Raw genomic sequence first — 26158 nt, forward strand, 5'->3', positions numbered from 1 at the left:
GAGCGGCTCATGGATCTCTACACCTACTACCGTTCGACCTCGTCGTACCGCGTGCGGATCGCGTTGGCATTGAAGGGCCTCGACTATCAGGCACTGCCGGTCAACCTGATCGCACCGGCCGGTGGCGAGCATCGGCAAGCGGCGTATCTGGCGATCAATCCACAGGGCCGGGTGCCGGCCTTGCGCACTGATGAAGGCGAGTTATTGATCCAGTCGCCGGCGATCATCGAGTACCTGGAGGAACGTTATCCACAGGTGCCGCTGTTGCCGGAAGACCTCGCGGCCCGCGCCCGTGTGCGCGGCGTGGCGGCGGTGATCGGCTGCGACGTGCATCCGCTGCACAACGTCAGCGTGCTCAATCGTCTGCGTCAGTTGGGGCATGACGAACCGCAGGTGGTGGAGTGGATCAGCCACTGGATCGGCCAAGGCTTGGCGACGGTGGAGGAGTTGATTGGCGACGAGGGCTTCTGTTTCGGCGAGTGGCCGTGTGTGGCGGATGTTTACCTGATTGCGCAGTTGTATGCGGCTGAGCGGTTTAACGTTTCGTTGGAGGCTTACCCAAAAATTCGCCGCGTTGCCGCGCTGGCAGCTGAACATCCAGCGTTCATCAAGGCCCATCCCGCGAATCAACCTGACACCCCGTAACTGATCACTGATAAACCTGTGGGAGCGGGCTTGCCCGCGATAGCGATCGTTCAGACTCAGTTGTATTGAATCTACCGCCGTCATCGCGGGCAAGCCCGCTCCCACAGGGGGCTCGGTTGATGCACCGAAAAATCATAAAAACAAAACAGGTACCTTGCGATGCACAACCAGATTGCCAGCTTCCGCGCGGCACTCGACGCCCGTCCTGTGTCCCGTTATCAGTGGATGCTCTTGATCCTGCTCGCCTTGCTGCTGGTCACCGACGGCTATGACGCCCAGGTGCTCGGCTACGTAGTGCCCGCGCTGGCGCAGGATTGGGGCCTGGAGAAATCTGCGTTCGGGCCCGTGTTCAGCGCCAACCTGCTCGGCCTGACCATAGGTTCTCTGGTGGTAACGCCATTGGCTGACCGTTTTGGCGTGCGACGGATTCTGCTCGCTTGTGTGCTGATCTACGCCAGCCTCACGGTACTGATGGTATTTGCCGACTCGTTGAACACGCTGATGGTCGCGCGTTTCATCTGCGGCATTGGCATGGGCGGCGCGATGCCCAGCGCGATGGCGCTGATGTCGGAATATTCGCCGCCACGCCTGCGCACTTTGATGGTGACGCTGGCGGCGTGCGGTTTTTCGTTCGGTGGGGCGGCGGGTGGTTTTGTTGCTGCCGGGTTCATCGACCAGTTCGGCTGGCAAGCGGTGTTCCTTGCGGGCGGCGTGACGCCATTGCTGCTGTTCCCGTTTCTCTGGTGGATGCTGCCGGAGTCGCTGCCGCGCTTGCTACGTGACGCGCCGCCGTATGCACGCCTGCGCAAAGTCAGCGCACGGATGTTGCCGGACTGGCAACCGCCGCTGGCGAGCGTCGAGCAGAACGAACGCGAGCAGGGCAGCAAACTGACCGTGGTCGAGTTATTCCGCAACGGCTACGCACGGCCCACCTTGCTGATCTGGGCGACGTTTTTTGTCAGCCTGATTCTGCTGTATTTCATGATCAGCTGGTTGCCGACGTTGTTGCTGGAAAGTGGCCTGAAGCTCAACGAAGCCAACCTGGTGACGTCGATGTTTCTGTTCGCCGGCACCCTCGGCGCGATTTGCATGGCCTGGTTCGCTGACCGTTTGAAGCGCAAGGTGCGGCTGTTGTCTGGCGTTTTGGCAGGGGCAGCGTTATGTACGATTCTGCTCGGACTCAATCACGACAACCCGCGTTATCTGGTGGCCTGCGTATTCGCGGCCGGTTTCTGCATCATCGGCGGGCAACTGACGCTGAATGCGTTCGCCAGTAACTTTTACCCGGCGCACGTGCGCGCCACAGGCACCGGTTGGGCGTTGGGCGTGGGACGTTTTGGTTCGATTCTCGGGCCGCTGTTCGGCAGCCTGTTGCTGGCGATGCACATTCCGGTGGAGCAGATTTTCTTCTTCTGCGCGATCCCGGCGGTGATTGCTGCGTTGCTGATTATTCAGGTGCGCTCGCCTGCCGAAACTGGTTCGGCGGCGGGTGTCGGGGCGTCGGTTAAATCCTGAAGATCGAACGATCGCAGCCTGCGGCAGCTCCTACAGGTGATCCCATGCAGGAGCTGCCGAAGGCTGCGATCTTTTGCTTTCAATGGACGACGGAATTAGGCGGCAAGTGGCTGAGCCGGTCTGTCAGCCGCAGACGCTGGATCGGGTCATCACTCAGCAACAATGCACGCTCCAGATCAAAGCGTTCGGCATTCGGGCAATCCAGCCGCTGATACAAACTGGCCCGCGCCAGATAATCAGCGGCAGCGGCATCGCCCAGTTCGAGTACCCGTTCAGCGTCGATCAGCGAGGCAATGAAGTCGTCATGCGTCAGGTGCAACTGGCGCAAGTTGCGCGACAGGCGCTGGAGCATCTGCACCGGCGTGGCGGTCAACAGGTGCTCGGCGTTGATTTTCATGTTCGGCCCGTATTGGCGCTGCAACAGTTCGCGACAATCATTCGGATACAGGCGTCGACCGCCGCAGGGATCGAGCAAGTGATCCGCGCCGGGTACGCGTAGTAAAAAGTGCCCGGGGAAATTGACGCCGACCAGTGGAATCTCCAGACCGCGTGCCAGCTCAAGGGCAATCAACGCCAGCGCCAAGGGCTGACCGCGCCGTGTCTGCAAGACTTTTGGCAGCAACGCTGCCTGCGGGCGCAGCGGCAAGAAGTCGTCCTGGGCGAATCCCAGTTCAATCATGCGCCGCAGCAGCGGCTGCGCCAGTTCGCTGACCGGTAGCATGGGCAAACCGTAGCTGACCTTTTGTTGCAGCTCTTTGAAATCGAGCAAGAGTGCGGCGGGATCGACGGCTTTATCGTGCTCGGCCGCGATCCACAGCGCGGCTTCGAACAGCGCGGGCGGTGAGCGGTGCAGACAGTCGAAAAAGCGTTGGCGCGGACTCATCGAAATCTCCGGGGAATGCCTCGTTTTAGCCCCGTCCGTGTCATTCGTCCAGTGCCTGGGTTCGTCGCGCAACGGTTATGCCGCAAAGCGCTTGTCGATACGGGCGCTTATTCCGGTGCGCTCCAGCAATTTTCAGGCGCAGGCCTATACTGGCGTTCTACAAGAAGTGATTCGGGAGCCCAACGATGTTTGCGCTCATGCAAAGCACTCGCCTGGAATCGCTGCACCTTAGCGTTGACCCGGTGTCCGGGTTGAAGGCGGTCATTGCCATCCACAACAGTCGCCTCGGGCCAGCCTTGGGCGGATGTCGTTACCTTGCCTACCCCAATGACGAATCGGCTGTCGAGGACGCCATTCGCCTCGCCCAGGGCATGAGCTACAAGGCTGCACTGGCGGGACTGGAGCAGGGCGGCGGCGTCGCCGTGATCGTGCGCCCGGTCCATGTGGAAAATCGAGGCGCATTGTTCGAAGCCTTTGGCCGTTGCATCGATCAGCTCGACGGTCGTTACATCACCGCCATCGACAGCGGTACCTCAGTGGCCGACATGGACTGCATCGCCCAGCAAACCCAGCACGTCACCAGCACCACCTCGGCGGGCGACCCGGCGCCGCATGCGGCGATGGGCGTGTTCACCGGTATCCGCGCGACAGCCATGGCCCGTTTGGGCAGCGACAACCTGGAAGGCCTGCGCGTAGCGATTCAGGGGCTGGGCAATGTCGGTTTTGCCTTGGCCGAGCAGCTGCACGCGGCGGGCGCCGAACTGCTGGTCAGCGACATCGACCACGGCAAGGTGCAACTGGCGATGGAACAGCTCAACGCCCACCCGATTGCCAACGATGCGCTGCTCAGCACGCCTTGCGACATTCTGGCGCCGTGTGGTCTGGGCGGGGTGTTGAACAGCCATAGCGTCACGCAGCTGCGTTGTTCGGCGGTGGCGGGGTCGGCGAATAATCAGCTCACGCACCTGGACGTCGCCGATCAACTGGAGCGGCGCGGAATTCTGTATGCGCCGGATTATGTGATCAATGCCGGTGGGCTGATTTATGTGTCGTTGAAACATCGTGGCGAAGAGTTGCCGACGATTACCGCTCATCTGTCGAAAATCAGTTCGCGGTTGACCGAGGTGTTTGCCCATGCGCAGGCGGAGAAGCGTTCGCCGGCGCGGGTGGCGGATGAGTTGGCGGAGAAAGTTTTGTATCGCTGAAACGCAAAAGATCGCAGCCTTCGGCAGCTCCTACATTTGGAATATTTATCCCTGTAGGAGCTGCCGAAGGCTCGGGCCGCGATCGGACGATCTTTTGATGTGGCGCTGATTACTTCGGCGCTTTTGCCGCTTTAGCAGGCTTGGCCGGCGCTTCAGCTGCTTCCACCACCTCAGCTTGTTCAGCAGCCTCGGCCGGAGCATTGAGCAGCTCGGACAATGCGTCTGGCTGGCTCTTGAACGCTCGGGCAAACACATCGCGGTTCTTCGCCATGTAGATCCCGGCTTCTTCCACTTGCTGTTCAGTCAGGGACGGAACGGCTTTTTGCAACACATCGGCCAGATATTCGGCCAGTTCGAGCATTTTGTCATGACGGTCAGCTTCGGCTTTATCCATGAACAAGCGCTCCAGATCTCGGCTGCTGCGGTATACCACTTCGACGGCCATTCACCACCTCACATGCCTTCACATTAAGTTGTCTTGACGACTACTGTATCCATATACAGCGAAAAGGATAAGCGAATCCCTGCGCCATGGGTAGTGGCTTTTTAATGTAGACCGGATTTCGGCTTTGCGAGGGGGTGTGCTGGGGACATCGCGAGCAGGCTCACACCTGCAGGAGCGGGGCGTGGTGCGACCAAACGCCACGGCGCGGGTTTGGCGGCGGCTCGCCATGATGGCGTGGCCTCTTTTCTGCATGAAAACCGTTACGTGCAGAAAACCGTCACGTCCAACACGCATCATCCGCTCGCATCGGGCTAAGGAACATCATCGTGAAAATAAACTGGGCCGAGAAACTGCGGCAAAACGTGCATCAACTGGCCGAGTCCCTGGGCAACCTGTTCGTCGAAACCTTCCACTATCTGGCGCTGTTTGCCATCGGTGCGGTGACGGCATACGCGGCGGTGATGGAATTTCTCGGGATGCTCGAGGAAGGCCACATCAAGATCGATGACATTCTGTTGCTGTTCATCTATCTCGAGTTGGGGGCGATGGTCGGGATTTACTTCAAGACCAATCACATGCCGGTGCGCTTCCTGATCTACGTGGCGATCACCGCGCTGACGCGCCTGCTGATCTCCAACGTTTCGCACCACAACCCACCGGACATGGGCATCATCTACCTGTGCGGCGGGATTCTGCTGCTGGCGTTGTCGATTCTGGTGGTGCGTTACGCCTCGTCACAATTTCCCTCGGTGAAGATCGAGAAACCGCAGCGCACCCTCGGTACAGGTTCCAGCGAACATCCTGAAGTGGAGAAGGGCGAGCTTTAAAGCCCGGCCGCTGGTCGGGGCTGGCCGTTGATACGTGGCGGTGGCGGGGTCAGCCCGTCGCCGCTGGTCATCGCTTCGAGAATCGCCATGGCGCTGTGGCCCTGTTCGATGGCGATACCGAATTGAATGCTTTGCACCAGCCGTTTGAGCCGCGCCGGATCGTTACGCTGTTCGGCACTGATCATGCGCTTGGCGACGATATGGCCGCTGTTGGACAGGGTCAGCATGATGCTGCCGTCCAGGCCCTGAATGCTCAGGTTGATCTGATAGTCCGGCGCAAAGGCATCGGTAATGATTTGAAAAGGGTTGTCCATGATGCGTCACCGCCTGATTGAACGTGCAGTTGTTGACCGGCCGTGATCGGGTTGGTTCGCCAAACCGGATCACCGGCCATTCCGTGTCCTGTCCTGGTTACTCACGTAGGAGCTGCCGAAGGCTGCGATCTTTTGATCTTCAATGTTTTGATTTCGGTCATGAAGGTCAAAAGATCGCAGCCTCGTTTCACTCGACAGCTCCTACAGGGGGAGTTTGCAAGGGCTGTGCCGGGAAAATTGTCGAACAATGAACACGGGCATAAAAAAGGCGAGCCGCTTGGCTCGCCTTTTTTTATGGCGCGTTTTCAGGGCAGAACCGAGTAGATGATCGCTGACAGTGCAATCAGGCCGATCAACACCACAAACACGTTGGATGCCTGGCCCGAATACTGGCGCAAGGCTGGTACACGGCGGATGGCGTACATCGGCATCAGGAACAACAGGCAGGCAATCACCGGCCCGCCGAGGGTTTCGATCATCCCCAGAATGCTTGGGTTGAAGGTCGCCACGGCCCAGCAGCTGAGGATCATGAACACGGCGGTCGCGCGATTCAGCCAGCTCGCCGACATCACCCGGCCACGGCTGCGCAGGCTTTTCACGATCATGCCCTGGAAGCCTTCGCTGGCGCCGATGTAGTGGCCGAGGAAGGATTTGGTGATCGCCACCAGCGCAATCAACGGCGCGGCGTAAGCGATGACCGGGGTCTGGAAGTGGTTGGCGAGGTACGACAGGATCGAAATGTTCTGCGCCTTCGCCGCTGCCAGATCCGCCGGCGACAACGCCAGCACACAGCTGAAGCAGAAGAACATCACCGTAACGACCATCATGCCGTGGGCCATGGCGAGGATGCCGCTGCTCTTGCGGTCGGCCTGCTCGCCGTAGCGCTGCTTCTGATCAACCGCGAACGCGGAGATGATCGGCGAATGGTTGAACGAGAACACCATCACCGGGATCGCCAGCCACATGGTTTTGAAGAACACCGACATCGGCATCGCTTCCTGAGCGCTGGCGAAGAACGCGCCGTTCCAGTTCGGGATCAGGCTAAGAGCAAGCAGCAACAAGGCTGCGACAAACGGATAAACCAGCACGCTCATGGCTTTGACGATCACCGTCTGGCCGCAGCGGACAATCGCCATCAGACCGAGGATCAGCGCCAGCGAGAGGATCGCCCGTGGTGGTGGGGCGATGTGCAACTGGTGTTCGAGGAAGCTGCTCAGGGTGTTGGTCAGCGCCACGCTGTACACCAGCAGGATCGGGAAGATCGCAAAGAAATACAGCAGCGTGATCAGCTTGCCGGCGCCGACGCCGAAGTGTTCTTCCACCACTTCGGTGATGTTCCCGGAACGCCCGGACAAGACGAAACGGGTCAAGCCCCGGTGGGCAAAGAAGGTCATCGGGAAGGCCAGTACCGCCAGAATCAGCAACGGCCAGAAACCGCCGACACCGGCGTTGATTGGCAGGAACAACGTACCGGCACCGATGGCCGTGCCGTACAGGCCCAGCATCCAGGTGGTGTCGGGTTTGCTCCAGCCCTTGTGGGCCGTTTCTGTTTTGCTTGTGCGCTCTACAGCGGGATTTTCGGCAGCAGGTGTACGTACATCGGTCATCGGTATCGCCTCGTTATTATTCTTGCTCGGGCTCACGGTTGGCAGACCGTCGAATGCGGTCTGCCGGGGCGGTCAGGGAATGCGCCTCAGCACTCCACCCAGCTCACGGCCAGGCCACCCCGTGAAGTCTCTTTGTATTTGTCATGCATGTCGGCGCCGGTATCGCGCATGGTGCGGATCACCCGGTCGAGGGAAATGAAGTGGTTGCCGTCGCCGCGCAGGGCCATTTGCGTGGCGTTGATCGCCTTCACGGCGGCGATCGCATTGCGCTCAATGCACGGCACCTGCACCAGGCCGCCGACCGGGTCGCAGGTCAGGCCGAGGTTGTGTTCCAGGCCAATTTCGGCGGCGTTTTCCAGTTGCTCCGGGGTCGCGCCGAGCACATCGGCAAGGCCGGCTGCGGCCATGGCGCACGCCGAACCGACTTCGCCCTGGCAACCCACTTCGGCGCCGGAGATCGAGGCATTTTTCTTACAGAGAATGCCGACGGCGGCCGCACCGAGGAAGAAGGCGACCACGTCATCGTCAGACGCGTCCGGATTGAATTTCATGTAGTAGTGCAGAACCGCCGGGATGATCCCGGCTGCACCATTGGTCGGCGCGGTGACCATGCGCCCGCCGGCAGCGTTCTCTTCGTTGACGGCGAGGGCGAACAGGTTTACCCATTCCATCGCCGACAGTGTTGAACTGATCACGTTCGGCTTGCCTATTTCCAACAGGCTGCGGTGCAATTTCGCCGCACGGCGCGGCACATTCAGACCGCCGGGCAGGATGCCTTCATGGCGCAGGCCTTGTTCGACGCACTCGCGCATCACCGACCAGATGTGCAGCAGGCCCTGGCGGATTTCGGCGTCGCTACGCCAGGCGCGTTCGTTTGCCATCATCAGTTCGGACACGCGCAGGTTGTTCTTCTTGCACAGTGATAGCAGTTCGGCTGCGCTGGAAAAGTCGTACGGCAACACCACGTCGCCAGCGGGGGCCACACCGGACTCGGCTTCGGCCGCTTCGATGATGAAACCGCCGCCCACCGAGTAGTACGTCTGCTTGAACAGCTCGGCCGTTTCGCCAAAGGCTGTCAGCGATATGGCGTTGGGGTGGTAGGGCAGGCTCTCGTCGAGCAGCAGGAGATCGCGCTGCCAGTTGAAGGCAATTTCTCTTTGCCCGGCGAGGGACAGTTGGCCTGTCTCGCGCAATTGCTGAATGCGCGGATCGATGGTCGACGGATCGATGCTGTCCGGCCATTCGCCCATCAGGCCCATGACGGTTGCGCGGTCGGTGGCGTGACCGACGCCGGTGGCCGACAACGAGCCGTACAGGCGGATCTCTACACGGCGCACATCGTTGAGCAAACACTGGTCGATCAACGCCTGCGCGAAGGTCGCAGCCGCCCGCATCGGGCCGACGGTGTGGGAGCTGGACGGGCCGATGCCGACTTTGAATAGATCGAAAACACTGATAGCCATGCTAAACCCTTACAAGCAATGGAGTGGGAATCGCTGCCATTTTTTGTAGGACAAGCGCAATGTCGGCGATACTGCCTACCTCAGTCCTACGTGACTAACGAAACTTCCTAAGTAAGCCTTTAGCAGGACTAAACCATGAGTCGTCAATTGCATGCGCAGACCTACGTCTGGCTGCAGGTGTTTTCCTGTGCCGCGCGGCATCTGTCGTTCACCCGTTGTGCCGAAGAGCTGCACATCACCCCCGGCGCGGTCAGCCAGCAAATTCGCCAACTGGAGGAACGCCTGGGATTTCGCCTGTTTCATCGGCGGGCGCGCGGTGTGGAACTGAGTGCAGAAGGGCAGCGGCTGGCCATTACCGTCAATGAGGCGTATGGCAGCATCGACGCGGAATTGCGTCGGCTCGACGCCGGGATGATCAGCGGGATCTTGCGTGTGCGCTCGATTCCGTCGTTTCTCAGCAAGTGGCTGACGCCGCGCCTGCCACGTTTGCAACAGCGCTATCCGGACATTCAGCTACGGCTGGTCGCCGAAGACAGCAGCGTGCCGTTGCACGAGGGTGACTTTGATCTGGCGATCGATCTGAACGACGGTAGTTACCCGGGGCTGTTATCCACAGCCTTGCTCGACGAGCAGATTTTCCCGGTGTGTGCGCCGAGCCTGTTGCGCGGGCGACCGCCGCTGCACGGGCCGGCGGATCTGGTGCATTTTCCGTTGCTGCACGACATCACCGCCTGGCGCGGCAGTTATGAATACGCGGAGTGGGAGTTTTATTTGAATGCGATCGGTTTTGAGGGCGCCGACGTACGGCGCGGGCACACCTTCAACCGCAATCACCTGACCATTGAAGCGGCGATTGCCGGCATGGGCGTGGCGATTGCCCGGCGCACATTGCTTAACGATGAGCTGGAACGCGGCACGCTGATTGTGCCGTTCGGCCTGTCGGTGCCCAACCATAAACGTTACGTGTTGCTGTACGCGCCAGGGGCGTTGAGCCATCCGGGCGTGCGTGCGGTGCATGATTGGCTGGTGGAAGAGGCGGGGATATTTCGCAGTCTGCACCCGTTGAACGACGGGCAATTGTGAGCAAATTTTGCAGGATGACGGGGCGACCCAACTCCCGACCTTACCAGCGCTTTGCTCGGTTGTCCGGCTTTTTTTGCGAATGAATATTTATCTTTTTTCAGGGGTTGAAATGTTCGCCGGTCGGGCCGATTGTTGTAACCAAGGGGTCAGGAAATTCAATTCAAGGCCCCTCGCGAGCTAGCTGAAATAAGGGATGAACTATGCAAATCCAAGTCAACAGCGATAACCATATTCAAAGTAGTCAACGACTGGAGGAGTGGGTACGTACAACCATTGAGAGCACGCTCGAACGTTATGAAGAAGACCTGACCCGTGTCGAAGTCCACCTGAGCGACGAGAACGGTGACAAACCAGGTCCGCATGACATGCGCTGCCAACTGGAAGCGCGGCCAAAAGGCCATCAACCGATTTCCGTGACCCATAAAGCCGATTCGCTGGAACAGGCGATCGACGGCGCTGCCGAAAAACTCGAGCATGCTTTGGAGCACCTCTTCGGCAAACTGCGAGGTAAACCACGCGCCGCTGTAGTGCCATTCAGTGGCAAGGCCAACGACAAGCTGTTGGCGGAAGAGTTTGATGAGAATGAACAGGCAGCGATCAACAGTTGATGGCGCTGATTTTATAAGCCACCCGATGAGAACGGGCCTGCGAAAGCAGGCCCGTTTTTGTTTGGGTGTGGATGATTTCTGGGTAAGACTTGAGATTGCCCCCTCACCCCAGCCCTCTCCCCGAGGGAGAGGGAGCCGACCAAGGTGTCTGGTGATGTGCATCGACCTGAAAGAAGGCGTCGATTATGGCTTCAGCAAAGCAATTTCAGGTCGACGGAAATCATGAGCATCTCCCGGTGAGTCCCCTCTCCCTCTGGGAGAGGGTTAGGGTGAGGGCAATCTTCGAACTGACGCAATTCGTAGGATCTGCTCCAGCACGTCATCCATCTGCTGAAGTATTTCCAGGTTGCTGAAACGTACGACCTGAATGCTTCGCTGGTACAGATGGTTTGTTCGGCGCTGGTCGTACATCAATCCCGGCTTTTCATAGTGCTGCCCACCATCCAGTTCAATCGCCAACTTCAATTCAGCACAGTAAAAATCCAGCACATAAGGCGGGCAGGGAAACTGTCGACGAAATTTCAGATTGGCGATTTGCCGTGAGCGAAGCTTTTGCCAGAGCAGGTGTTCACAGTCGGTTTGCTTGGCGCGTAGCTGGCGGGAGAATTGGACGAGGGTGGGGCGAGTTTGCATGCTTCACGATCCTTGTGAAGTTGATTTGAAGTTTTACTGTAGACCATGACCTGCTGACCCTCACCCCAGCCCTCTCCGGGAGGGAGAGGGGGCCGACCGAAGTGTCTCGCGGGGTACATCGACCTGAAAAACCGAGTCGATTATGTATTCGGCAAAGCCGCTACAGGTCTAGTCGATTATGTATTCGGCAAAGCAGCTTCAGGTTCAAACGATTATGGATTGCGCACTGCACGTTCAGGTCGACGGAGATCATGAGCATCCCCCAATCAGTCCCCTCTCCCTCCGGGAGAGGGTTAGGGTGAGGGGCTCTTCAATCCTCAGAACGCTACCGAAGTCTGCACATAGACCGTCCGCGGTTCCCCCACATATTTACCCTTGTTGTTGTCATCAAACGAGCGCGTGAAGTACTGCGTGTTGAAGATGTTCTTCACCCCCACCGCCACGTTCAGATCCGCCAACTGCGGCCCGAAGTCATACCCCGCGCGGCTACTGAAAAGCATGTAACCCGGAATCTTGCCGGTACTGCCGTCGGCGCTTTCTTGCGAGGTGTTGGCGTTATCAGCGAACTGATCGCTCTGGAAACTGCTGTCCAGATTCAACTTCCACGCCCCTTCGGTGTAACCCACGCCGATCGTGCCTTTGTGCTTCGAGGCGAACGGCACCCGATTACCTTTGTTCGGCCCGTCTTCACGAATGGTCGCGTCAACGAAGGCGTAAGTCGCGTAGACATCGAAACCTGCCAGCGCCGGGCTCAAGTCATCCAGCGCGTAATTGACGCTGGTCTCAATGCCCTGATGACGGGTTTCGCCACGGGCGATCACCGAATCGTTGGTCTGGTTGCTTTCGTACTGATTGTCGAAGTTGATCAGGAACGCGCCAATTTCCGCGCGCAACGCGCCATTGTCATAGCGGGTGCCAAGTTCCCAGGTACGGGCCTTTTCCGGTTTCACTTCGCCGCTGCTGACGCGGTTGGGCATCTGGCTGTACTGCACGCTGCCGAACGAACCTTCGGTGTTGGCGTACAGGTTCCAGCTGTCGGTCAGGTGATAAAGCACATTCAACGCCGGCAGCGCGGTGTTGTAGTCGCCCTTGTATTTGACGTTGGTCAGGTTGTTGGTCTGCTGCGACTCGATCATCTCGTAGCGCACGCCCGGGGTTATGGTCCATTTGCCGATGTCGATGCGGTCGTCGACGAAGAACGCATTGGCCTCTGTGCCGCCACGGGTGTCGCGGTCATTGCGGCTGTTGGTGGTCGGGTATTCGTTGCTGGCGATCGGCGTGCGATAGCGCAGTTCGTGGCCCGCTTCGTTGATGTAACGATAACCGACGCCGACTTCATGGCTGCTCGGGCCGAGGTCGAAGCCCTGGGCGAAACGGGTTTCCAGACCACGCACCCAATACTCGCGCGGCGACAGCGAGAGGAACGTGCCCTGATCGAGATAACCGCTACGCAGGGTCTTGGTGAAGAAGGTATTGGCGGTGAATTCGCGGCGATCTTCCTGGTAGCGATAGCCGAAGTTGAACATCGTGCGACGGCCCCAGAACTGATCTTTCGGACGCGTCGACTGATACGGATCGGCATCGTAATCGGCGACGTTCAGACCGCCGGGCATGTCGGCCTTGCCTTCGTAATATTGGGCCATGGCGTTGAAGCTGTTGGCCTCGTCGAGCTGATATTTGCCCTTGAGAATCAGGTCGTCGATTTCGGTGTCGCTGTGTTCGCGCCAGTCACCGCCACGGGTGCCGGAATACAGCAGCGCGCCGCCGAGGCCATTGGCATTGGTGCCACCGGCCAGCAGGTTGGCGCTGGTCTTGAAGCCATCATGGCTCGACGAAGGGCTGGTTTCAGTCTGGAAGCCGCCCTTGACGGTTGGCTCGTCAGGAATCGCGCGGGTCACGAAGTTGACCACGCCGCCGACGTTCTGCGGGCCGTAGCGCACAGCACCGCCGCCGCGAACCACGTCCACGGCATCCATGTTGCCCATGCTGATCGGGGCGAACGACAATTGCGGCTGACCGTACGGCGCGAACGGCACCGGGATGCCGTCCATCAACACGGTCGAGCGTGCAGCCAGGCGTGGGTTCAGACCACGGATGCCGAAGTTCAGCGCCATGTCATGGCTGCCAGTGCCGTTGTTTTCCGGGGCGTTGACGCCGGGGATGCGGTTGAGCACATCGCGCGCTTGAGTCGCGCCCTGACGTTCGAACTCTTCGCGGCGGATCACATCGCGAGCGCCCGGATGTTCGAAGACGTTGACCTGTTCGGCTTCACCGAGCCAGTCGCCGACGACTTTCGAGGTGTCCAGTTCCAGTGCGGCATCGGCCACCGGTTGCAGGCTGAAGGCGTTATTGCCTTCGGCGCGTGCTTGCAGACCGGTGCCTTCGAGCAAAGCGTTCAAACCTTGCTCGGGCGTGTAACTGCCTTCCAGGCCACGGCTTTGCACACCGCTGGTGACTTGCGAACCGAAAGAGATCAGCACACCCGCTTCACGGCCAAACTGGTTGAGGGCGTTTTCCAGCGACGACGGTGCGATGTGATAAGCCTTGGTGTCGGCCGCCATCGCGGCGGGCAGGGCGCTGAAGCTCAGGCTGGCGCCGAGGACGAGGTTGCGCAGGGTGCGGGCCAGTGGCGTGAGGCGGGTGGGGTGCATGGTGGGTGATCCTGAGAAGGTGGAATCAAGGGGGCTTTCCTTCTCTGTCACGCCAGATCTGAAAAACGGCTCATTTATTTTTCAAGGATCAAAAGATCGCAGCCTGCGGCAGCTCCTACATCTGGAATGCATATCTCCTGTAGGAGCTGCCGAAGGCTGCGATCCTTTGATCTTGTTCCTTACACCCGCGCCTCAACGGTCACCCAATAGCGGGTAAAACGCCTCACCTTCACCGGCAAACTGATTTCCAACAGATCAAGAATCCGCTCACTGTCGTCCAGCGGGTACGTCCCGGAGATCAACAAATCAGCAACCTTCCTGTCGCAATTAAGCTGCCCACGACGATAGCGACCGAGTTCATCGAGAAAATCCCCCAAGCGCATATGCGCCGCCACCAACATGCCGTCCACCCACGCTCCACTGTTGGCATCCAGCGCTTTCGCTTCACCAACAGACGTCGAGGTAAAACTCAGTTGCCGTGCCACTGGCAGCAGCATCGGTGCACGCCCATCGGCGCTTAGTTCGACCCGACCTTCAAACAGTGCAACCTGCGTGCGATCGGCAAATTGCCGCACATTGAGCCGTGCTCCCTGAGTCCTCAGCATCCCCTGCGCCGTGCGCACCTCGAACGCTTGCGTGGTGGTCAGGAGGATTTCGCCTTCGAGCAGCCGAATCAATCGTTGATCGATACGCACATCGGCCGCGCTGGCGGTGTTGAGCTGCAACTGATCGGCGCTGCCCAACGAAATTTTCCGCCGCTGACCCACCGGGCTGCGGTAATCGGCAAGCAACGACGGCAGCGGATTATGTTCGCGCATGCCCCAGGTGGCGGCCGAACCCGCGCCGAGAATCAGCAGCAGTTTCAGTGCGTGACGTCGACTCGCGGACTTCGGCGCGTTCAACGCCGCATGCGCCAATGGCGAAGACACACCGCGCAGTCGCTGGTTGACCCGCTGAATGTGTTCCCACGCCCGACGGTGTTCGCTGTGCGCATCCAGCCACTGTTGCATCGCCCTCTGCTGGTGCGGACTCAGTGCGCCTTGCTGCAGTTCCATCAGCCAGTGCACCGCTTGTTCGGCGACCTGCGAGGAGAAATCCGGCGCGCGGTTCATAGGGCGAAATAGCAGCGCATCGCCGCCTTGTTCAGATGACGTTTGACCGTGGCCACGGAGATGCCGAGTTCAGTGGCGATCTGTGGATACGTCAGGCCATCGACCTGCGCGAGCAAAAAGGCGCGTTTGACCTGACGCGGCAAGCCATCGAGCAGCTCATCCAGTTCTATCAGGGTTTGCAGGATGATGGCTTTGTGTTCTTCCGACGGCGCGACCATTTCCGGCATTTGCGCGAGCGTGTCGAGGTAGGCGCGCTCCAGGTCCTGACGGCGGTAGTGATTGAACACTATCCGCTTGGCGAGGGTGGTGAGAAAGGCGCGCGGTTCGATGATCACCGGCGGCTCGCGCGCGGTCAGTACCTTGATAAAAGTGTCTTGCGCCAGATCCGCCGCGCTGTCCGGGCAGCCGAGCTTGCGCCGCAGCCAGCCGGTAAGCCAGCTGTGATGGGCCTGATAAAGCGATTCGACGCAATGGACGGACGACAACGGTATTACTCCGGGCGCTGTGATGACGCGGTAGAGAGCATGCGTTAGAGAACAAGAACTGTTCGCATTGTAGAGGCTGGTTATACTTCCCGGCAATCAGATGCTTTTGCATATGAGAATATTTATCATTAATATTGCTCGCCTATTGGTTCGGCTTGTCGGCCGGACGTTTTCGTTTCAGGGTCGAAACATGAAAGCCAAACTCGCCGCACTCCCCATGTCCTATCGTCTGGCCGTCACCTCACGGGTGCTGGCCGCGGTGTTTGGCGGTTATCTGGTCGCGGCGCTGGCCAGTGTCACACTGACGATGTGGTTGCCATTGAGCCGTGCCGAAGCCGTGGTGACCGGCATGACCGTTTCGTTTCTGGTCTATCTGGTGGCTGTGCTCTGGTGCTTCGCCTGCCGCACCGCATGGTCGGCGTGGGTCGGTCTGCTGGTGCCGAGCGTGATTCTGGCGACCATCTCCGGCGCCGCGCGCGGGTTGGGTTTTGCATGAAAGAGGGCTTTCGCCAGGCGATGGCCTGGTTGCACACCTGGACCGGACTGGTGTTCGGCTGGCTGCTGTTCGCGATTTTTCTGACCGGCACCCTGGCCTATTTCAACGACGAAACCACGCATTGGATGCAGCCGGAAATCCCGGCGCGGCCGATCAATGCCGAAACAAGCCTGAGCCTGGCGCAAGATTATCTGCAGCAACATGCGGCCGGCGCTTCGCGCTGGTTGATCGACTTGCCCGATGCTCGTGACCCCGGCCTCACCGTGCGCTGGCAACAGGCGCCCGCGCAACCCGGCGTACGCGGACGTTTCGAATCGAAAACCCTCGACGCCCAGACCGGCGCCGAAGTGCAGGGCCGCGAAAGCATGGGCGGCGAGTTCTTCTACCGTTTCCACTTCCAGTTGCAGATGCCTTATCCGTGGGGGCGCTGGCTGGCGACGATCGCCGCGATGGTGATGTTTGTCGCGCTGATCACCGGGATCATCACCCACAAGAAAATCTTCAAGGACTTCTTCACCTTCCGTCCACGCAAAGGCCAGCGCTCGTGGCTTGACGGGCATAACGCGGTGGGCGTGCTGGTGTTGCCGTTTCACCTGATGATCACTTACAGCAGCCTGGTGATTTTCATGTCGATGGTCATGCCGGCGAGCATCCTTGCTTCGTACGGCAGCGACGTGAGCAAGTTTTACGATGAAGTGTTCCCGGCCTCCACTACCCCGGAACGCGCCAACATTCCTCAGGCGTTGGCGCCCATGGCACCGCTGTTGGCCAAGGCCAGTGAGCAATGGTCAGGCGGCCATACGGCGCGACTGTCGGTGAACAATCCGGGCGACGCCAATACGACGGTGGTGCTGTCGCGTGCCAGCGACCGCGTAGTGCATGATTTCGGTCGTGCGGTGACCTTCAATGGCGTCAGCGGGCAGATGCTCGGCAGCACGCCGGATCAGCCGATGGCCATGGCCGTCGGCGGCGCGTTCTACGGTTTGCACATGGGCCACTTCGCCGGCCCGGTCTTGCGTTGGCTGTACTTCATCTGCGGGCTGGCCGGCACCGCGATGATCGGCACCGGGCTGGTGATCTGGCTCGGCAAGCGTCAACTCAAACATGCCAAAAGCGGCGTGATGTCATTCGAGCTGCGCTTGGTGGAGGTGCTGAACATCGCCAGCATGGCCGGGCTGGTGTCGGCGGTGGCGGTGTTTTTCCTGGCCAATCGTCTGCTGCCGACAGGTCTCGCCGGGCGTGCGGACTGGGAAGTGAATGCGTTCTTTATCGCATGGGGTCTGAGCGTGATACACGCGCTTTTGCGTCCGGGTCGCAAGGCCTGGGTCGAGCAACTCGCGTGCGGCGCGTTGCTGTTTACGGCCGTGCCGGTGATCAATGCGCTGACCACGCCGTGGAATCTCGCGGCGACCCTGACGCAGGGCGATTGGACTCTCGCCGGTTTTGATCTGACCTGCCTCGCCACCGGCGTGTTTCTGGCGTGGGCCGCATGGAAAATGCAGCGTGCCGGCAGCACCGTCAACGTGAAAAAAACCCGTCGTGAAAAGGCTCGGCCGATCACCCTTGAGCAGGGAGCGAACTGATGCTGTTGGCGCTGCTGCTGTGTTACGCAGGGTTCACCGCGTTGTGTCTGTCGATGCCGCGACACCACGATGAACTGCTCGGCCACAAACCTTCGGCCTTGCGTCGTCAGGGGCTGAAAATCGCTGGCTGGTTGTTGCTGTGTTTGTCGTTGTGGGCGGCGGTGACCGTGAACGGTTGGAGTTTTGGTCTGGTCGACTGGTTCGCCGTGCTGATGCTTAGCGCATTGACCCTGGTGTTGCTGCTGCCTTATCGCCCGCGTCTGGCGTTGGCACTGGCCGGGCTGAGTCTGCTGGCCAGCCCGGTTGCTGCATGGGCGCAGTGCTGACGTGCTGATCGGTGTCCCTCCGGAATCGCGCGACGACGAACCGCGCGGCGCACGTGCGCATTTTCTCCAGGTGTTCCTGTCACAGCGTTCGCAAATGGAGGCGCTGGTGAACCGGCGTGTCGGCTGCCGGGCGACAGCAGCGGATCTGGTGCAGGATCTGTTTCTGCGCTTCTGGCGCCGGCCGTTGGTGCAGGTTGAAGAACTCAGCACCTATCTTTTGCGCTGCGCCGGCAACATCGCCATCGACCATTTGCGCAGCGAAGGCACGCGTACGCGGGTCAACGAAGGCTGGCAACCGGATGAGCCGGACAGCCACTGCAGCGAACCACAAGCCGCGCTTGAAGCGGGCAATGATCTGCGCCATGTCGAAGCCGCGTTGCGCGCGCTGCCCGAGCGCACTCGGCAGATCTTCTTGCTCAATCGCATCCACGGTCGCAAGTACGCAGACATCGCCAAGGCGATGGGCCTGTCCCAAAGTGCCGTGGAAAAACATATGATGCGCGCCCTCGAGGCCTGCAAGGCCAGCCTGCGCGAACCCGCGCCACGCACGCCAGGGAAAGCACCGTGACTCACATCGACCGCGTCAGCCCGACGCCCGCTCAGGAACAGGCTGCCTTCGCCTGGCTGAGCCTGTTGCACGATCGACCGAGTGCTGGCGATCAACTGATTTTCAGCCAATGGCTGCGCGCCGACCCGGCGCATGCCGAGGCCTATGCGCAGGCCCAGGTTGTCTGGGAATTGAGCGAAGGCCCGGCGCAAACCCTGGCCGCTGAAGATGACGTGGCGTTGCAGGGTTACCTCAAGGCAATGGACCGACCGCGTGGTACGCAGTTGAAACGCTGGTCGGCCGCGCTGGCGCTGGCCGCATGCCTGCTGCTGATGGTCAGCCTCGGTACGGGCTGGCAACCGCAGCGCTGGGTCGATGATCTGGGCGCCGATTATGTTTCCGCGCCCGGCGAAATCCGCACGCTGACCCTCGCCGATCAATCGCAAGTGACCCTCGATGCCGACAGCGCGATTGCCGTGGATTTCAGCCGTGGCGAGCGCCATGTGCAGATGCGTCGCGGCGGCGGTTTTTTCAGCGTGACGCACACCGGCGATCCGTTTGTGGTGGCGGCTGATCAAGGTGAAGCGCGGGTGCTCGGGACGCAATTCGAAGTGCGTCTGCAGCCGCATGGCGCGCAAGTCACGGTATTGTCAGGACGCGTTGGCGTGAAGGCGGATCATCTTGGCGAACAGCAGATTCTCACGGCGGGGCAGCAAGTCGCTTATGCCGACGGTACAGCGCAAAAAGTCCATGCAGTGGACAGCGAGGCGCAACTGGCCTGGCGGCAGGGCTGGCTGACTTACTACAAGTCGACATTGGCGGAGGTGGTGGAGGATTTGCGCCGGTATTACCCGGGGCGGATTGTGCTGCTCAATGATGAACTGGCGGCGCGCAAGGTCAGTGGCAGTTTTCCGAGCAAGGATCCGCAGGCTGTTCTGAATTCTCTGCAAGGGGTGTTGGGGTTTGAGCAGCATCAGGTGTTTGGGCATTTGATTATTTTGCGTTGAGGCGACGTCAAAAGATCGCAGCCTGCGGCAGCTCCTACAGGGAACGCATTCCAATGTAGGAGCTGCCGAAGGCTGCGATCTTTTGATCTTGAAAAAATATTTTCAAATCGTGATGAGGTAAACCCGAACGCCATCCGTGTAGTGACTGAAACTGCGAGTCATTCGCATCCGTTGCGGTTCTACACAGGTCATTGAGCAATGAAGTCCAGGGCAAAATCGGGTTCGGTCAAACAGTGGTTAAGCGTGTCGGCATTGAGTTTTTCGGCTTTGGCATTGTTGCCGATGAGCATCGCCCTGGCCGCTGAAACTGTCAGCAGCCAAGCGCAAAAACAGTTCAATTTCGCCTTGGCCGCCAAACCGCTGCCGCAAGCCCTCAGCGACTTCAGCCGCGTCACCGGGCAAAGCGTGGTCTATACCGATGAAGCGCCGTACGGTCTCACCGCGCCGGCGGTCAGCGGCCAGATGAGTGCGGAACAGGCGCTGCAGAAGTTGCTCACAGGTTCCGGTCTGAACTTTCGCCGCATCGACAGCCACACCCTGGCGCTGGAACCCAAACCGACAGAAGGCGCACTGAACCTCGGCGCCACCACCATCACCTCGCTGCGCGACGAATCGACGAGCTACCAGCCGCCGCCAACCAGTTCGGTGATGCGCTCGTCGGCCTCGCTGCAGGAAGTCCCGCAGACCGTCAACGTCATCCCGACGCAGGTCATCCGCGATCAGGCACCGCGCAATCTCGACGACGCACTGGCCAACGTCAGCGGCATCACCCAAGGCAACACCTTGGGCAGCACGCAGGACTCGGTGATGACCCGCGGTTTCGGCGACAACCGTAACGGCTCGATCATGCGCGACGGCATGCCGATCGTGCAGGGCCGTGGCATGAACGCTACCGTGGATCGCGTCGAAGTGCTCAAGGGCCCGGCCTCGTTGCTCTACGGGATTCAAGACCCCGGCGGCGTGGTCAACATGGTCAGCAAGAAACCCGAACTGACGCCATACAACGCGCTGACCCTGCGCGGTTCGACCTACGGCGACGGCAAGAATGGCAGCGGCGGCAGCTTCGACAGCACCGGCGCACTGGGCGATTCCGGGCTGGCCTATCGCATGGTGCTCGACCACGAAGACGAAGATTACTGGCGCAATTTCGGCACCCACCGCGAAACCCTGATTGCCCCGTCGCTGGCCTGGTTCGGTGAAAGCACCAAGCTGTTGTTCGCCTACGAGCATCGCGAATTTCTCACGCCGTTCGACCGTGGCACCTTGATCGATCCGCGCACCAATCATCCGCTGGACATCTCGCGCAACGAGCGTCTCGATGAGCCGTTCAACAACATGGAAGGGCGTTCTGATCTCTACCATTTCGAAGCCGACCACGAACTCAACGACGACTGGAAAGCCCATTTCGGCTACAGCTGGAACCGCGAGACCTACGACGCCAGTCAGGTGCGCGTAACTGCCATCGACACCAAAAAAGGCACGCTGACCCGCAGCATGGACGGCACGCAAAACGCGATCAGCACTGACCGTTTCACCACCGCCAGTCTCGAGGGCAAAGTCAATGTGCTGGGCATGCAGCATGACCTGGTGTTCGGCGTCGACGACGAGTACCGCAAGATCTATCGCGCTGACCTGATTCGCCAGAAAAGCCTGAGCACCTTCAGCTACGTCAATCCGGTGTATGGCCGTGAAGTCGAAGGCACCACGGTCAGTGCCGCCGACAGCGCGCAGACCGATGAACTGCGCAGCGATTCGGTGTTCATGCAGGACTCGATTCACCTCACCGATCAATGGATTCTGGTCGCCGGCGGGCGCTTTCAGGAGTACGACCAGTACGCCGGCAAAGGCGTGCCGTTCAAGGCCAACACCGACAGCAACGGGCAGAAGTGGGTGCCGCGCGCCGGCCTGGTGTATCGCTACACCGACGCCCTGTCGTTCTACGGCAGCTACACCGAATCGTTCAAACCCAACTCGACCATCGCCCCGCTGAGCGGTAGCAGCACCGTGCTCGACGGCAGCATCGCGCCGGAAGAAGCCAAGTCGTGGGAGCTGGGTGCGCGTCTGGATATGCCGGGCCGCATCACCGGTAACATCGCCTTGTTCGACATCAAGAAACGCAACGTGCTGGTGGCCAACGCCGAGGGCCCGACGACGATTTACAGTGCGGCCGGCGAGGTGCGCTCGCGCGGTCTGGAACTGGACCTGACCGGGCAACTGAGCGAGCACTGGAGCATGATCGGCAGCTACGCCTACACCGACGCCGAAGTTACCGAGGACCCGGACTACAAAGGCAAACGCCTGCAAAACGTGGCGAAGAACACCGGCTCGTTGTCGGCGGTGTATGACTTCGGCAGCGTGATCGGCGGCGATCAATTGCGCGTTGGCGCCGGGGCGCGGTATGTCGGTGAGCGGGCGGGTAACGCGGTGAATGATTTCGATCTGCCGAGCTACACCGTGGCTGATGCGTTTGCTACCTACGACACCAAGGTTGAAGGGCAGAAGGTCAAGTTTCAGCTCAACGTGAAGAACCTGTTTGATCGCACTTACTACACCTCGGCGGCGAGCCGGTTCTTTGTGTCGATGGGCGATTCGCGGCAGATCTCGCTGTCCAGCACCCTGGAGTTCTGAGTCGCAACCGCGTCATCGTTCATCGCTGGCAAGCCAGCTCCCACAGGTTCTTGGTCGAACACAAACTTTGCGAACGACTGAATAATTTGTGGGAGCTGGCTTGCCAGCGATGAGGCCCTGATAGGCATCAAGAATTCCGCTCTACCGCAAAAACGCCTGCCGATACTCGCCTGGTGTCCCACCCAACACCTGCTTGAAACGGTTGGTGAAATGGCTCGCACTGGCAAACCCGCACGCCAGCGCAATCTCTCCCAACGGTAACGAAGTGCTGCGCAACAATTCCCGCGCGCGACTCAAACGTCTTGCCAGCAGGTACTGGTGCGGCGGCAGGCCGAAGCTCACGCGGAACATCCGCGCAAAGTGGTATTCCGACAAGGCACACAATCCCGCCAATTGCCCGAGGCTGATCGGCTCGGCCAGCTGACTGTCGATGAACTCCACCAACTGCCGGCGTTGATGCGCTGCCAGCCCACCCTTCAGACGCAGACCCTGACGCGCGCCGACCTGGCTGAGCAAGGTGTGGCTGATCAGTTCATGCGCCAGGCTGCTGGTCAGCAAGCGTTCGGCGGGCTCTTCCCAGTTCAGGGTCAGCAAATGCCGAAAGCGCTGCGCCTGCTGCGGGTCTTCGAGAAAGGTCTGTTCGCGCAACTGCATTTCCCGTGGCTCGCGATCAAGCAAGGTGACGCAACCAAGGGCAAATTGTTCAGGGCTGAAATACAGGTGCGCCAGACGGATATCGCCATTGATGACCCAACCGGACTGGTGATCAGCCGGCAGGATGCACAGTTTGTCCGGCCCGCCCTTGTTGCCTGGCTGGCCGCGACGAAACGTGCCCGTACCGCCATCGATGTAGCACGAGAGGGTGTGATGGCTCGGCGCTTCGTATTCCTGGGCGTCGTGGTGGTTGGTCCACAAGGCTGCCGACAAGCCGTCACCGAGCTCGGCGCTGTGCACAAGGCGTGCATTCGGCGAACGGTTAAGCGCTTGAAAGACTTGCAGGGTATCGATGGCGGCCATGATCGGTTCTCTTCAACGCCTTGCATCCTACTCCGTAGACGCCGCGCTGCCAGCCCGCCGCCAGACAAAAGCGCAAGAATCTGCAAGCGCGCCGACGCTGGGTACATCACGCTCAATCCCTATCCAACGCAAAACCTGTGGCGAGGGAGCTTGCTCCCGCATGAGTGCGCAGCGCTCACAACAATGTGTAGGCAGCCAGATTCTTGGGGCCGCTTCGCAGCCCAGCGCGAGCAAGCTCGCTCGCCACAGAAAAGCGTTCGGCATTATCTCCAGGAGCTCGCACCATGAATCTGTCGTTGTATTTGCTGACCGTGCTGATCTGGGGCACCACCTGGATTGCCTTGAAATGGCAACTGGGCGTGGTCGCGATTCCGGTGTCGATTGTCTATCGCTTCGGTCTCGCCGCACTGGTGCTGTTCGTGTTGCTGTTGCTCAGTCGTCGACTGCAGCCGATGAATCGTCGGGGCCATCTGATTTGCGTGGCGCAGGGGTTGTGCCTGTTCTGTGTGAACTTCATGTGCTTTTTGACCGCCAGCCAATGGATCCCCAGCGGTCTGGTCGCGGTGGTGTTCTCAACCGCAACGCTGTGGAACGCGTTGAATGCACGGGTGTTCTTTGGCCAGCGCATTGCGCGCAATGTGCTGATGGGCGGTGCGCTGGGGCTGTTTGGCTTGGGCATGTTGTTCTGGCCTGAGTTGGCCGGGCATCAGGCCAGTCCACAAACCCTTCTGGGGCTGGGTTTGGCACTGTGCGGCACCTTGTGTTTCTCGGCGGGCAACATGCTTTCGAGCCTGCAACAAAAGGCCGGGCTCAAACCACTGACCACCAATGCCTGGGGCATGGCGTACGGCGCGGCGATGTTGTCGGTGTGGTGTCTGGTCAAAGGCATCCCGTTCGACATGGACTGGTCACCGCGTTACGTCGGTGCGCTGCTGTATCTGGTGATTCCGGGGTCGGTCATCGGCTTCACTGCTTATCTGACGCTGGTCGGGCGTATGGGCCCGGAGCGGGCGGCTTACTGCACGGTGTTGTTCCCGGTGGTGGCGCTGAACGTCTCGGCGTTTGCCGAAGGTTATCAATGGACAGCGCCGGCGCTGGTGGGCCTGGTGTTAGTGATGCTGGGTAATGTACTGGTGTTTCGTAAGCCGAAAAGAGTGGTGGTGCCGGTTCAGGGAAAGTTGGCTTGAAATAAACGAGTGCTGAACTTCAGTGCTCGACTTTCAAGGTGATGTAAATCATCACCGGAAACATGAAATCAACAATATGCCGTGCCCAGTCTTTGGCATTCCATGATTGCGAACTGTCCATGTCAAACCACTCCACTCCCACGGTTTGCAGGCAGACGTAATAAATGAAGATTGCCGCAAGTATGCCCATGATCGAGAACTTTTTTGCCTCGTGGAATACCTCGGCGGGTGCGTTGATATGGCGCAGCAACTGATAAGTGCCAATCAGGCAAAGCACGGTATAGGTGACTTCCAGGGTGATGATGAACCAGTAGATCCGGTGATGAATCATCGGCGTCTCAATGGCTCGATACTTGATGTTTTCACTGGCCGTGGTGGTGTCCATGCTCAGGATGTGACCCACGTAGGTGTAGTTTGCATCGTAGTCGGTGAAGTTGTGTATTAACACCAGCAGGCCAAAGAAGCTGATGTAAGCCATCAGAATCACTTTGCTGTAGCGGATCAGTTTGTCGGTATTCAGGATGTTCACGGCTTTAGCTCTCCATAGCGCTTGTCGATCATTCGGCAGCCGGGCAGAGCTTATAATGCTGTTGTTTGATTTTGTCTGTTGTTCGATTTCAAGTTATGTATGGCGATAACGAACGGGCAAGTACGATGTCGCACTTGCCCGTGCTCTTTTATCCGCGCCAGACTTGCGGGTTCACCAAGTCCTGCGGGCGCTCGCCGAGCAGGGCGCTGCGCAGGTTGGCGAGGGCGCGGTTGGCCATGGCTTCGCGGGTTTCATTCGTGGCCGAGCCGATGTGCGGCAGGGTCACGGCGTTTTTCAGTTGGAACAGTGGCGATTCGGCCAGCGGTTCTTTTTCGTAGACGTCCAGACCGGCGCCGCGAATGCGGTTGTTTTGCAGGGCTTCGATCAGGGCGGGTTCGTCGACGACCGGGCCACGGGAGATGTTGACCAGGATGGCGCTTGGTTTCATCAGGGCCAGTTCGCGGTGGCTGATGAGGTGGCGGGTTTTTTCGCTGAGAGGCAACACCAGGCAGACGAAATCGGCTTCGGCCAGCAGTTGGTCGAGGCTGCGAAATTGGGCGCCGAGTTGTTGTTCGAGTTCGGTCTTGCGGCTGTTGCCGCTGTAGATGATCGGCATGTTGAAGCCGAGGTGGCCACGGCGGGCGATGGCGGCGCCAATGTTGCCCATGCCGACGATGCCGAGGGTTTTGCCGTGTACGTCAGAGCCGAACAGCGGGGCGCCGACGCTGGCTTGCCATTGGCCGGCCTTGGTCCAGGCGTCGAGTTCGGCGACGCGGCGGGCGCTGCTCATGATCAGGGCGAAGGCGAGGTCCGCAGTGCTTTCGGTGAGGACGTCGGGGGTGTTGGTGAGCATGATGCCGCGTTGGTTGAAGTAGTCGAGGTCGTAGTTGTCGTAGCCGACGGAGACGCTGGAGACGACTTCAAGTTTGGTCGCGGTTTCGAGTTGGGCCTGACCGAGTTTGCGGCCGACGCCGATGAGGCCGTGGGCGTGGGGCAGGGCTTCGTTGAATTGGGCGTTGATGTCGCCGGTTTTTGGGTTGGGGACGATGACGTCGAACTCTTGTTGCAGGCGTTCGATCATTGGCGGGGTGATGCGGCTGAAGGCCAGGACGGTTTTTTTCATTGGTTTTGGCTCGTTGTCGGGCTTGATGCCAAGCACGCTAACATTTTTGCCTTGGGGGTGTCTTGGCGGCCTTTGGGCCGACCATGTTCTTGGGGTTTTGGGTGTATATCCGTTTTTTTGTGATGGCGGATTGAGGTTTCGCCCTTACGGCGAGTCACCTTTTCCAAACGCCGAAAAGGTAACCGAAAAGGCTTTGCTCCTGCGTTCGGCCCGCTCGCTGGGGCTCGGGGTTCCTTCGC

General features: G+C 59.8%; 24 protein-coding genes and 1 pseudogene. 13 read left to right on the forward strand and 12 right to left on the reverse strand.

Annotated elements, in window-relative coordinates:
* Positions 1–9 precede the first annotated feature (9 nt).
* Positions 10–645, forward strand: a complete 636-nt coding sequence (gene maiA, locus EJA70_RS03025; protein WP_158829514.1) for a maleylacetoacetate isomerase — start codon at positions 10–12, stop codon at positions 643–645.
* Between the two features lie 159 nt (positions 646–804).
* Complete coding sequence (locus tag EJA70_RS03030; RefSeq protein WP_158829516.1) at positions 805–2160, forward strand: aromatic acid/H+ symport family MFS transporter; 1356 nt, start codon at positions 805–807, stop codon at positions 2158–2160.
* A gap of 79 nt (positions 2161–2239) precedes the next feature.
* On the opposite strand, the gene EJA70_RS03035 is transcribed toward EJA70_RS03030, so the two are convergent.
* Positions 2240–3043 carry a transglutaminase family protein gene (locus tag EJA70_RS03035; protein ID WP_158829518.1) on the reverse strand — a complete coding sequence of 268 codons (804 nt, stop codon included), beginning with the start codon at positions 3041–3043 and terminating at the stop codon, positions 2240–2242.
* Between the two features lie 185 nt (positions 3044–3228).
* Between EJA70_RS03035 and EJA70_RS03040 the strand changes: the two genes are divergently transcribed.
* Positions 3229–4248 carry a Glu/Leu/Phe/Val dehydrogenase dimerization domain-containing protein gene (locus tag EJA70_RS03040; protein ID WP_008087772.1) on the forward strand — a complete coding sequence of 340 codons (1020 nt, stop codon included), beginning with the start codon at positions 3229–3231 and terminating at the stop codon, positions 4246–4248.
* 190 nt (positions 4249–4438) lie between these two features.
* On the opposite strand, the pseudogene EJA70_RS03045 reads toward EJA70_RS03040, so the two are convergent.
* Positions 4439–4693: pseudogene (locus EJA70_RS03045) on the reverse strand (YebG family protein); the annotation flags it as partial.
* A 326-nt stretch (positions 4694–5019) separates the two neighbouring features.
* On the opposite strand from EJA70_RS03045, the gene EJA70_RS03050 reads away from it, so the two are divergent.
* Positions 5020–5520 carry a phosphate-starvation-inducible protein PsiE gene (locus tag EJA70_RS03050; RefSeq protein WP_008087776.1) on the forward strand — a complete coding sequence of 167 codons (501 nt, stop codon included), beginning with the start codon at positions 5020–5022 and terminating at the stop codon, positions 5518–5520.
* Here EJA70_RS03050 and EJA70_RS03055 read toward each other — a convergent pair.
* The 3 genes from EJA70_RS03055 to EJA70_RS03065 all read right to left on the reverse strand — a co-directional run bounded on the left by EJA70_RS03055 (position 5517) and on the right by EJA70_RS03065 (position 8904).
* Entirely contained in the window at positions 5517–5834 is a 318-nt protein-coding gene (locus EJA70_RS03055; RefSeq protein ID WP_008087777.1) for a DUF3509 domain-containing protein, read from the reverse strand. The two genes, EJA70_RS03050 and EJA70_RS03055, sit on opposite strands and share 4 nt — an antisense overlap.
* A gap of 305 nt (positions 5835–6139) precedes the next feature.
* Positions 6140–7441, reverse strand: a complete 1302-nt coding sequence (locus EJA70_RS03060) for a serine/threonine transporter (RefSeq protein ID WP_158829520.1) — start codon at positions 7439–7441, stop codon at positions 6140–6142.
* An 86-nt stretch (positions 7442–7527) separates the two neighbouring features.
* Positions 7528–8904 carry an L-serine ammonia-lyase gene (locus tag EJA70_RS03065; protein ID WP_158829522.1) on the reverse strand — a complete coding sequence of 459 codons (1377 nt, stop codon included), beginning with the start codon at positions 8902–8904 and terminating at the stop codon, positions 7528–7530.
* A gap of 135 nt (positions 8905–9039) precedes the next feature.
* Here EJA70_RS03065 and EJA70_RS03070 point away from each other — a divergent pair, with 135 nt between their 5' ends.
* Positions 9040–9987 (forward strand): LysR substrate-binding domain-containing protein, encoded by a 948-nt coding sequence (locus tag EJA70_RS03070; RefSeq protein WP_007914183.1) that lies wholly within the window; start codon positions 9040–9042, stop codon positions 9985–9987.
* 200 nt (positions 9988–10187) lie between these two features.
* Positions 10188–10595 (forward strand): HPF/RaiA family ribosome-associated protein, encoded by a 408-nt coding sequence (locus tag EJA70_RS03075; RefSeq protein WP_008087781.1) that lies wholly within the window; start codon positions 10188–10190, stop codon positions 10593–10595.
* Between the two features lie 264 nt (positions 10596–10859).
* On the opposite strand, the gene EJA70_RS03080 is transcribed toward EJA70_RS03075, so the two are convergent.
* The 4 genes from EJA70_RS03080 to EJA70_RS03095 form a co-directional block, all read right to left on the reverse strand.
* Positions 10860–11228, reverse strand: a complete 369-nt coding sequence (locus tag EJA70_RS03080; protein ID WP_158829524.1) for an endonuclease domain-containing protein — start codon at positions 11226–11228, stop codon at positions 10860–10862.
* A gap of 317 nt (positions 11229–11545) precedes the next feature.
* A complete protein-coding gene (gene fecA / locus EJA70_RS03085; protein ID WP_158829526.1) occupies positions 11546–13879 on the reverse strand; it encodes a TonB-dependent Fe(3+) dicitrate receptor FecA in 2334 nt (777 codons plus the stop codon).
* A 179-nt stretch (positions 13880–14058) separates the two neighbouring features.
* Complete coding sequence (locus EJA70_RS03090; RefSeq protein ID WP_158829528.1) at positions 14059–14991, reverse strand: DUF4880 domain-containing protein; 933 nt, start codon at positions 14989–14991, stop codon at positions 14059–14061.
* Positions 14988–15476: a sigma-70 family RNA polymerase sigma factor gene (locus tag EJA70_RS03095; protein WP_158829530.1), complete on the reverse strand. Its 489-nt coding sequence runs from the start codon at positions 15474–15476 to the stop codon at positions 14988–14990. The genes EJA70_RS03090 and EJA70_RS03095 overlap by 4 nt, the downstream gene beginning before the upstream one ends.
* Positions 15477–15666: 190 nt before the next feature.
* On the opposite strand from EJA70_RS03095, the gene EJA70_RS03100 reads away from it, so the two are divergent.
* The 6 genes from EJA70_RS03100 to EJA70_RS03125 all read left to right on the forward strand — a co-directional run bounded on the left by EJA70_RS03100 (position 15667) and on the right by EJA70_RS03125 (position 22063).
* Positions 15667–15972 carry a DUF3649 domain-containing protein gene (locus tag EJA70_RS03100; RefSeq protein ID WP_008087787.1) on the forward strand — a complete coding sequence of 102 codons (306 nt, stop codon included), beginning with the start codon at positions 15667–15669 and terminating at the stop codon, positions 15970–15972.
* Positions 15969–17555, forward strand: coding sequence for a PepSY domain-containing protein (locus tag EJA70_RS03105; protein ID WP_158829532.1), 1587 nt, complete (start codon positions 15969–15971; stop codon positions 17553–17555). Before EJA70_RS03100 ends, EJA70_RS03105 begins: the two co-directional genes overlap by 4 nt.
* Positions 17555–17881: a DUF3325 domain-containing protein gene (locus EJA70_RS03110; RefSeq protein ID WP_158829534.1), complete on the forward strand. Its 327-nt coding sequence runs from the start codon at positions 17555–17557 to the stop codon at positions 17879–17881. The genes EJA70_RS03105 and EJA70_RS03110 overlap by 1 nt, the downstream gene beginning before the upstream one ends.
* A 1-nt stretch (position 17882) precedes the next feature.
* Positions 17883–18449: an RNA polymerase sigma factor gene (locus EJA70_RS03115; protein WP_158829536.1), complete on the forward strand. Its 567-nt coding sequence runs from the start codon at positions 17883–17885 to the stop codon at positions 18447–18449.
* The gene (locus tag EJA70_RS03120; RefSeq protein ID WP_158829538.1) at positions 18446–19435 is read left to right on the forward strand and encodes a FecR family protein; all 990 of its coding nucleotides are present in this window, start codon (positions 18446–18448) and stop codon (positions 19433–19435) included. Before EJA70_RS03115 ends, EJA70_RS03120 begins: the two co-directional genes overlap by 4 nt.
* 198 nt (positions 19436–19633) lie before the next feature.
* Positions 19634–22063 carry a TonB-dependent receptor gene (locus EJA70_RS03125; protein ID WP_158829540.1) on the forward strand — a complete coding sequence of 810 codons (2430 nt, stop codon included), beginning with the start codon at positions 19634–19636 and terminating at the stop codon, positions 22061–22063.
* Between the two features lie 141 nt (positions 22064–22204).
* Here EJA70_RS03125 and EJA70_RS03130 read toward each other — a convergent pair whose 3' ends face one another.
* On the reverse strand, positions 22205–23080 hold the full coding sequence (locus tag EJA70_RS03130; RefSeq protein WP_158829542.1) for an AraC family transcriptional regulator: 876 nt from the start codon (positions 23078–23080) through the stop codon (positions 22205–22207).
* A 284-nt stretch (positions 23081–23364) separates the two neighbouring features.
* Here EJA70_RS03130 and EJA70_RS03135 point away from each other — a divergent pair, with 284 nt between their 5' ends.
* Positions 23365–24267 (forward strand): DMT family transporter, encoded by a 903-nt coding sequence (locus EJA70_RS03135; RefSeq protein ID WP_158829544.1) that lies wholly within the window; start codon positions 23365–23367, stop codon positions 24265–24267.
* 19 nt (positions 24268–24286) lie between these two features.
* On the opposite strand, the gene EJA70_RS03140 is transcribed toward EJA70_RS03135, so the two are convergent.
* Both EJA70_RS03140 and EJA70_RS03145 read right to left on the reverse strand, forming a co-directional pair.
* The gene (locus tag EJA70_RS03140) at positions 24287–24796 is read right to left on the reverse strand and encodes a DUF2165 family protein (protein WP_158829546.1); all 510 of its coding nucleotides are present in this window, start codon (positions 24794–24796) and stop codon (positions 24287–24289) included.
* A 148-nt stretch (positions 24797–24944) separates the two neighbouring features.
* On the reverse strand, positions 24945–25919 hold the full coding sequence (locus EJA70_RS03145; protein WP_158829548.1) for a D-glycerate dehydrogenase: 975 nt from the start codon (positions 25917–25919) through the stop codon (positions 24945–24947).
* Positions 25920–26158: the final 239 nt, after the last annotated feature.

It is taken from the genome of Pseudomonas sp. PB103, assembly GCF_009764635.1.
Taxonomy (GTDB): Bacteria; Pseudomonadota; Gammaproteobacteria; order Pseudomonadales; family Pseudomonadaceae; genus Aquipseudomonas.

Bases quoted from the DNA above. Each gene is read 5' to 3' on its own strand.
- maiA (WP_158829514.1), top strand. From the start codon at position 10: ATGGATCTCTACACCTACTACCGTTCGACCTCGTCGTACCGCGTGCGG.
- EJA70_RS03030 (WP_158829516.1), top strand. From the start codon at position 805: ATGCACAACCAGATTGCCAGCTTCCGCGCGGCACTCGACGCCCGTCCT.
- EJA70_RS03035 (WP_158829518.1), bottom strand. From the start codon at position 3,043: ATGAGTCCGCGCCAACGCTTTTTCGACTGTCTGCACCGCTCACCGCCC.
- EJA70_RS03040 (WP_008087772.1), top strand. From the start codon at position 3,229: ATGTTTGCGCTCATGCAAAGCACTCGCCTGGAATCGCTGCACCTTAGC.
- EJA70_RS03055 (WP_008087777.1), bottom strand. From the start codon at position 5,834: ATGGACAACCCTTTTCAAATCATTACCGATGCCTTTGCGCCGGACTAT.
- EJA70_RS03060 (WP_158829520.1), bottom strand. From the start codon at position 7,441: ATGACCGATGTACGTACACCTGCTGCCGAAAATCCCGCTGTAGAGCGC.
- EJA70_RS03065 (WP_158829522.1), bottom strand. From the start codon at position 8,904: ATGGCTATCAGTGTTTTCGATCTATTCAAAGTCGGCATCGGCCCGTCC.
- EJA70_RS03070 (WP_007914183.1), top strand. From the start codon at position 9,040: ATGAGTCGTCAATTGCATGCGCAGACCTACGTCTGGCTGCAGGTGTTT.
- EJA70_RS03075 (WP_008087781.1), top strand. From the start codon at position 10,188: ATGCAAATCCAAGTCAACAGCGATAACCATATTCAAAGTAGTCAACGA.
- EJA70_RS03080 (WP_158829524.1), bottom strand. From the start codon at position 11,228: ATGCAAACTCGCCCCACCCTCGTCCAATTCTCCCGCCAGCTACGCGCC.
- fecA (WP_158829526.1), bottom strand. From the start codon at position 13,879: ATGCACCCCACCCGCCTCACGCCACTGGCCCGCACCCTGCGCAACCTC.
- EJA70_RS03090 (WP_158829528.1), bottom strand. From the start codon at position 14,991: ATGAACCGCGCGCCGGATTTCTCCTCGCAGGTCGCCGAACAAGCGGTG.
- EJA70_RS03100 (WP_008087787.1), top strand. From the start codon at position 15,667: ATGAAAGCCAAACTCGCCGCACTCCCCATGTCCTATCGTCTGGCCGTC.
- EJA70_RS03105 (WP_158829532.1), top strand. From the start codon at position 15,969: ATGAAAGAGGGCTTTCGCCAGGCGATGGCCTGGTTGCACACCTGGACC.
- EJA70_RS03110 (WP_158829534.1), top strand. From the start codon at position 17,555: ATGCTGTTGGCGCTGCTGCTGTGTTACGCAGGGTTCACCGCGTTGTGT.
- EJA70_RS03125 (WP_158829540.1), top strand. From the start codon at position 19,634: ATGAAGTCCAGGGCAAAATCGGGTTCGGTCAAACAGTGGTTAAGCGTG.
- EJA70_RS03130 (WP_158829542.1), bottom strand. From the start codon at position 23,080: ATGGCCGCCATCGATACCCTGCAAGTCTTTCAAGCGCTTAACCGTTCG.
- EJA70_RS03135 (WP_158829544.1), top strand. From the start codon at position 23,365: ATGAATCTGTCGTTGTATTTGCTGACCGTGCTGATCTGGGGCACCACC.
- EJA70_RS03145 (WP_158829548.1), bottom strand. From the start codon at position 25,919: ATGAAAAAAACCGTCCTGGCCTTCAGCCGCATCACCCCGCCAATGATC.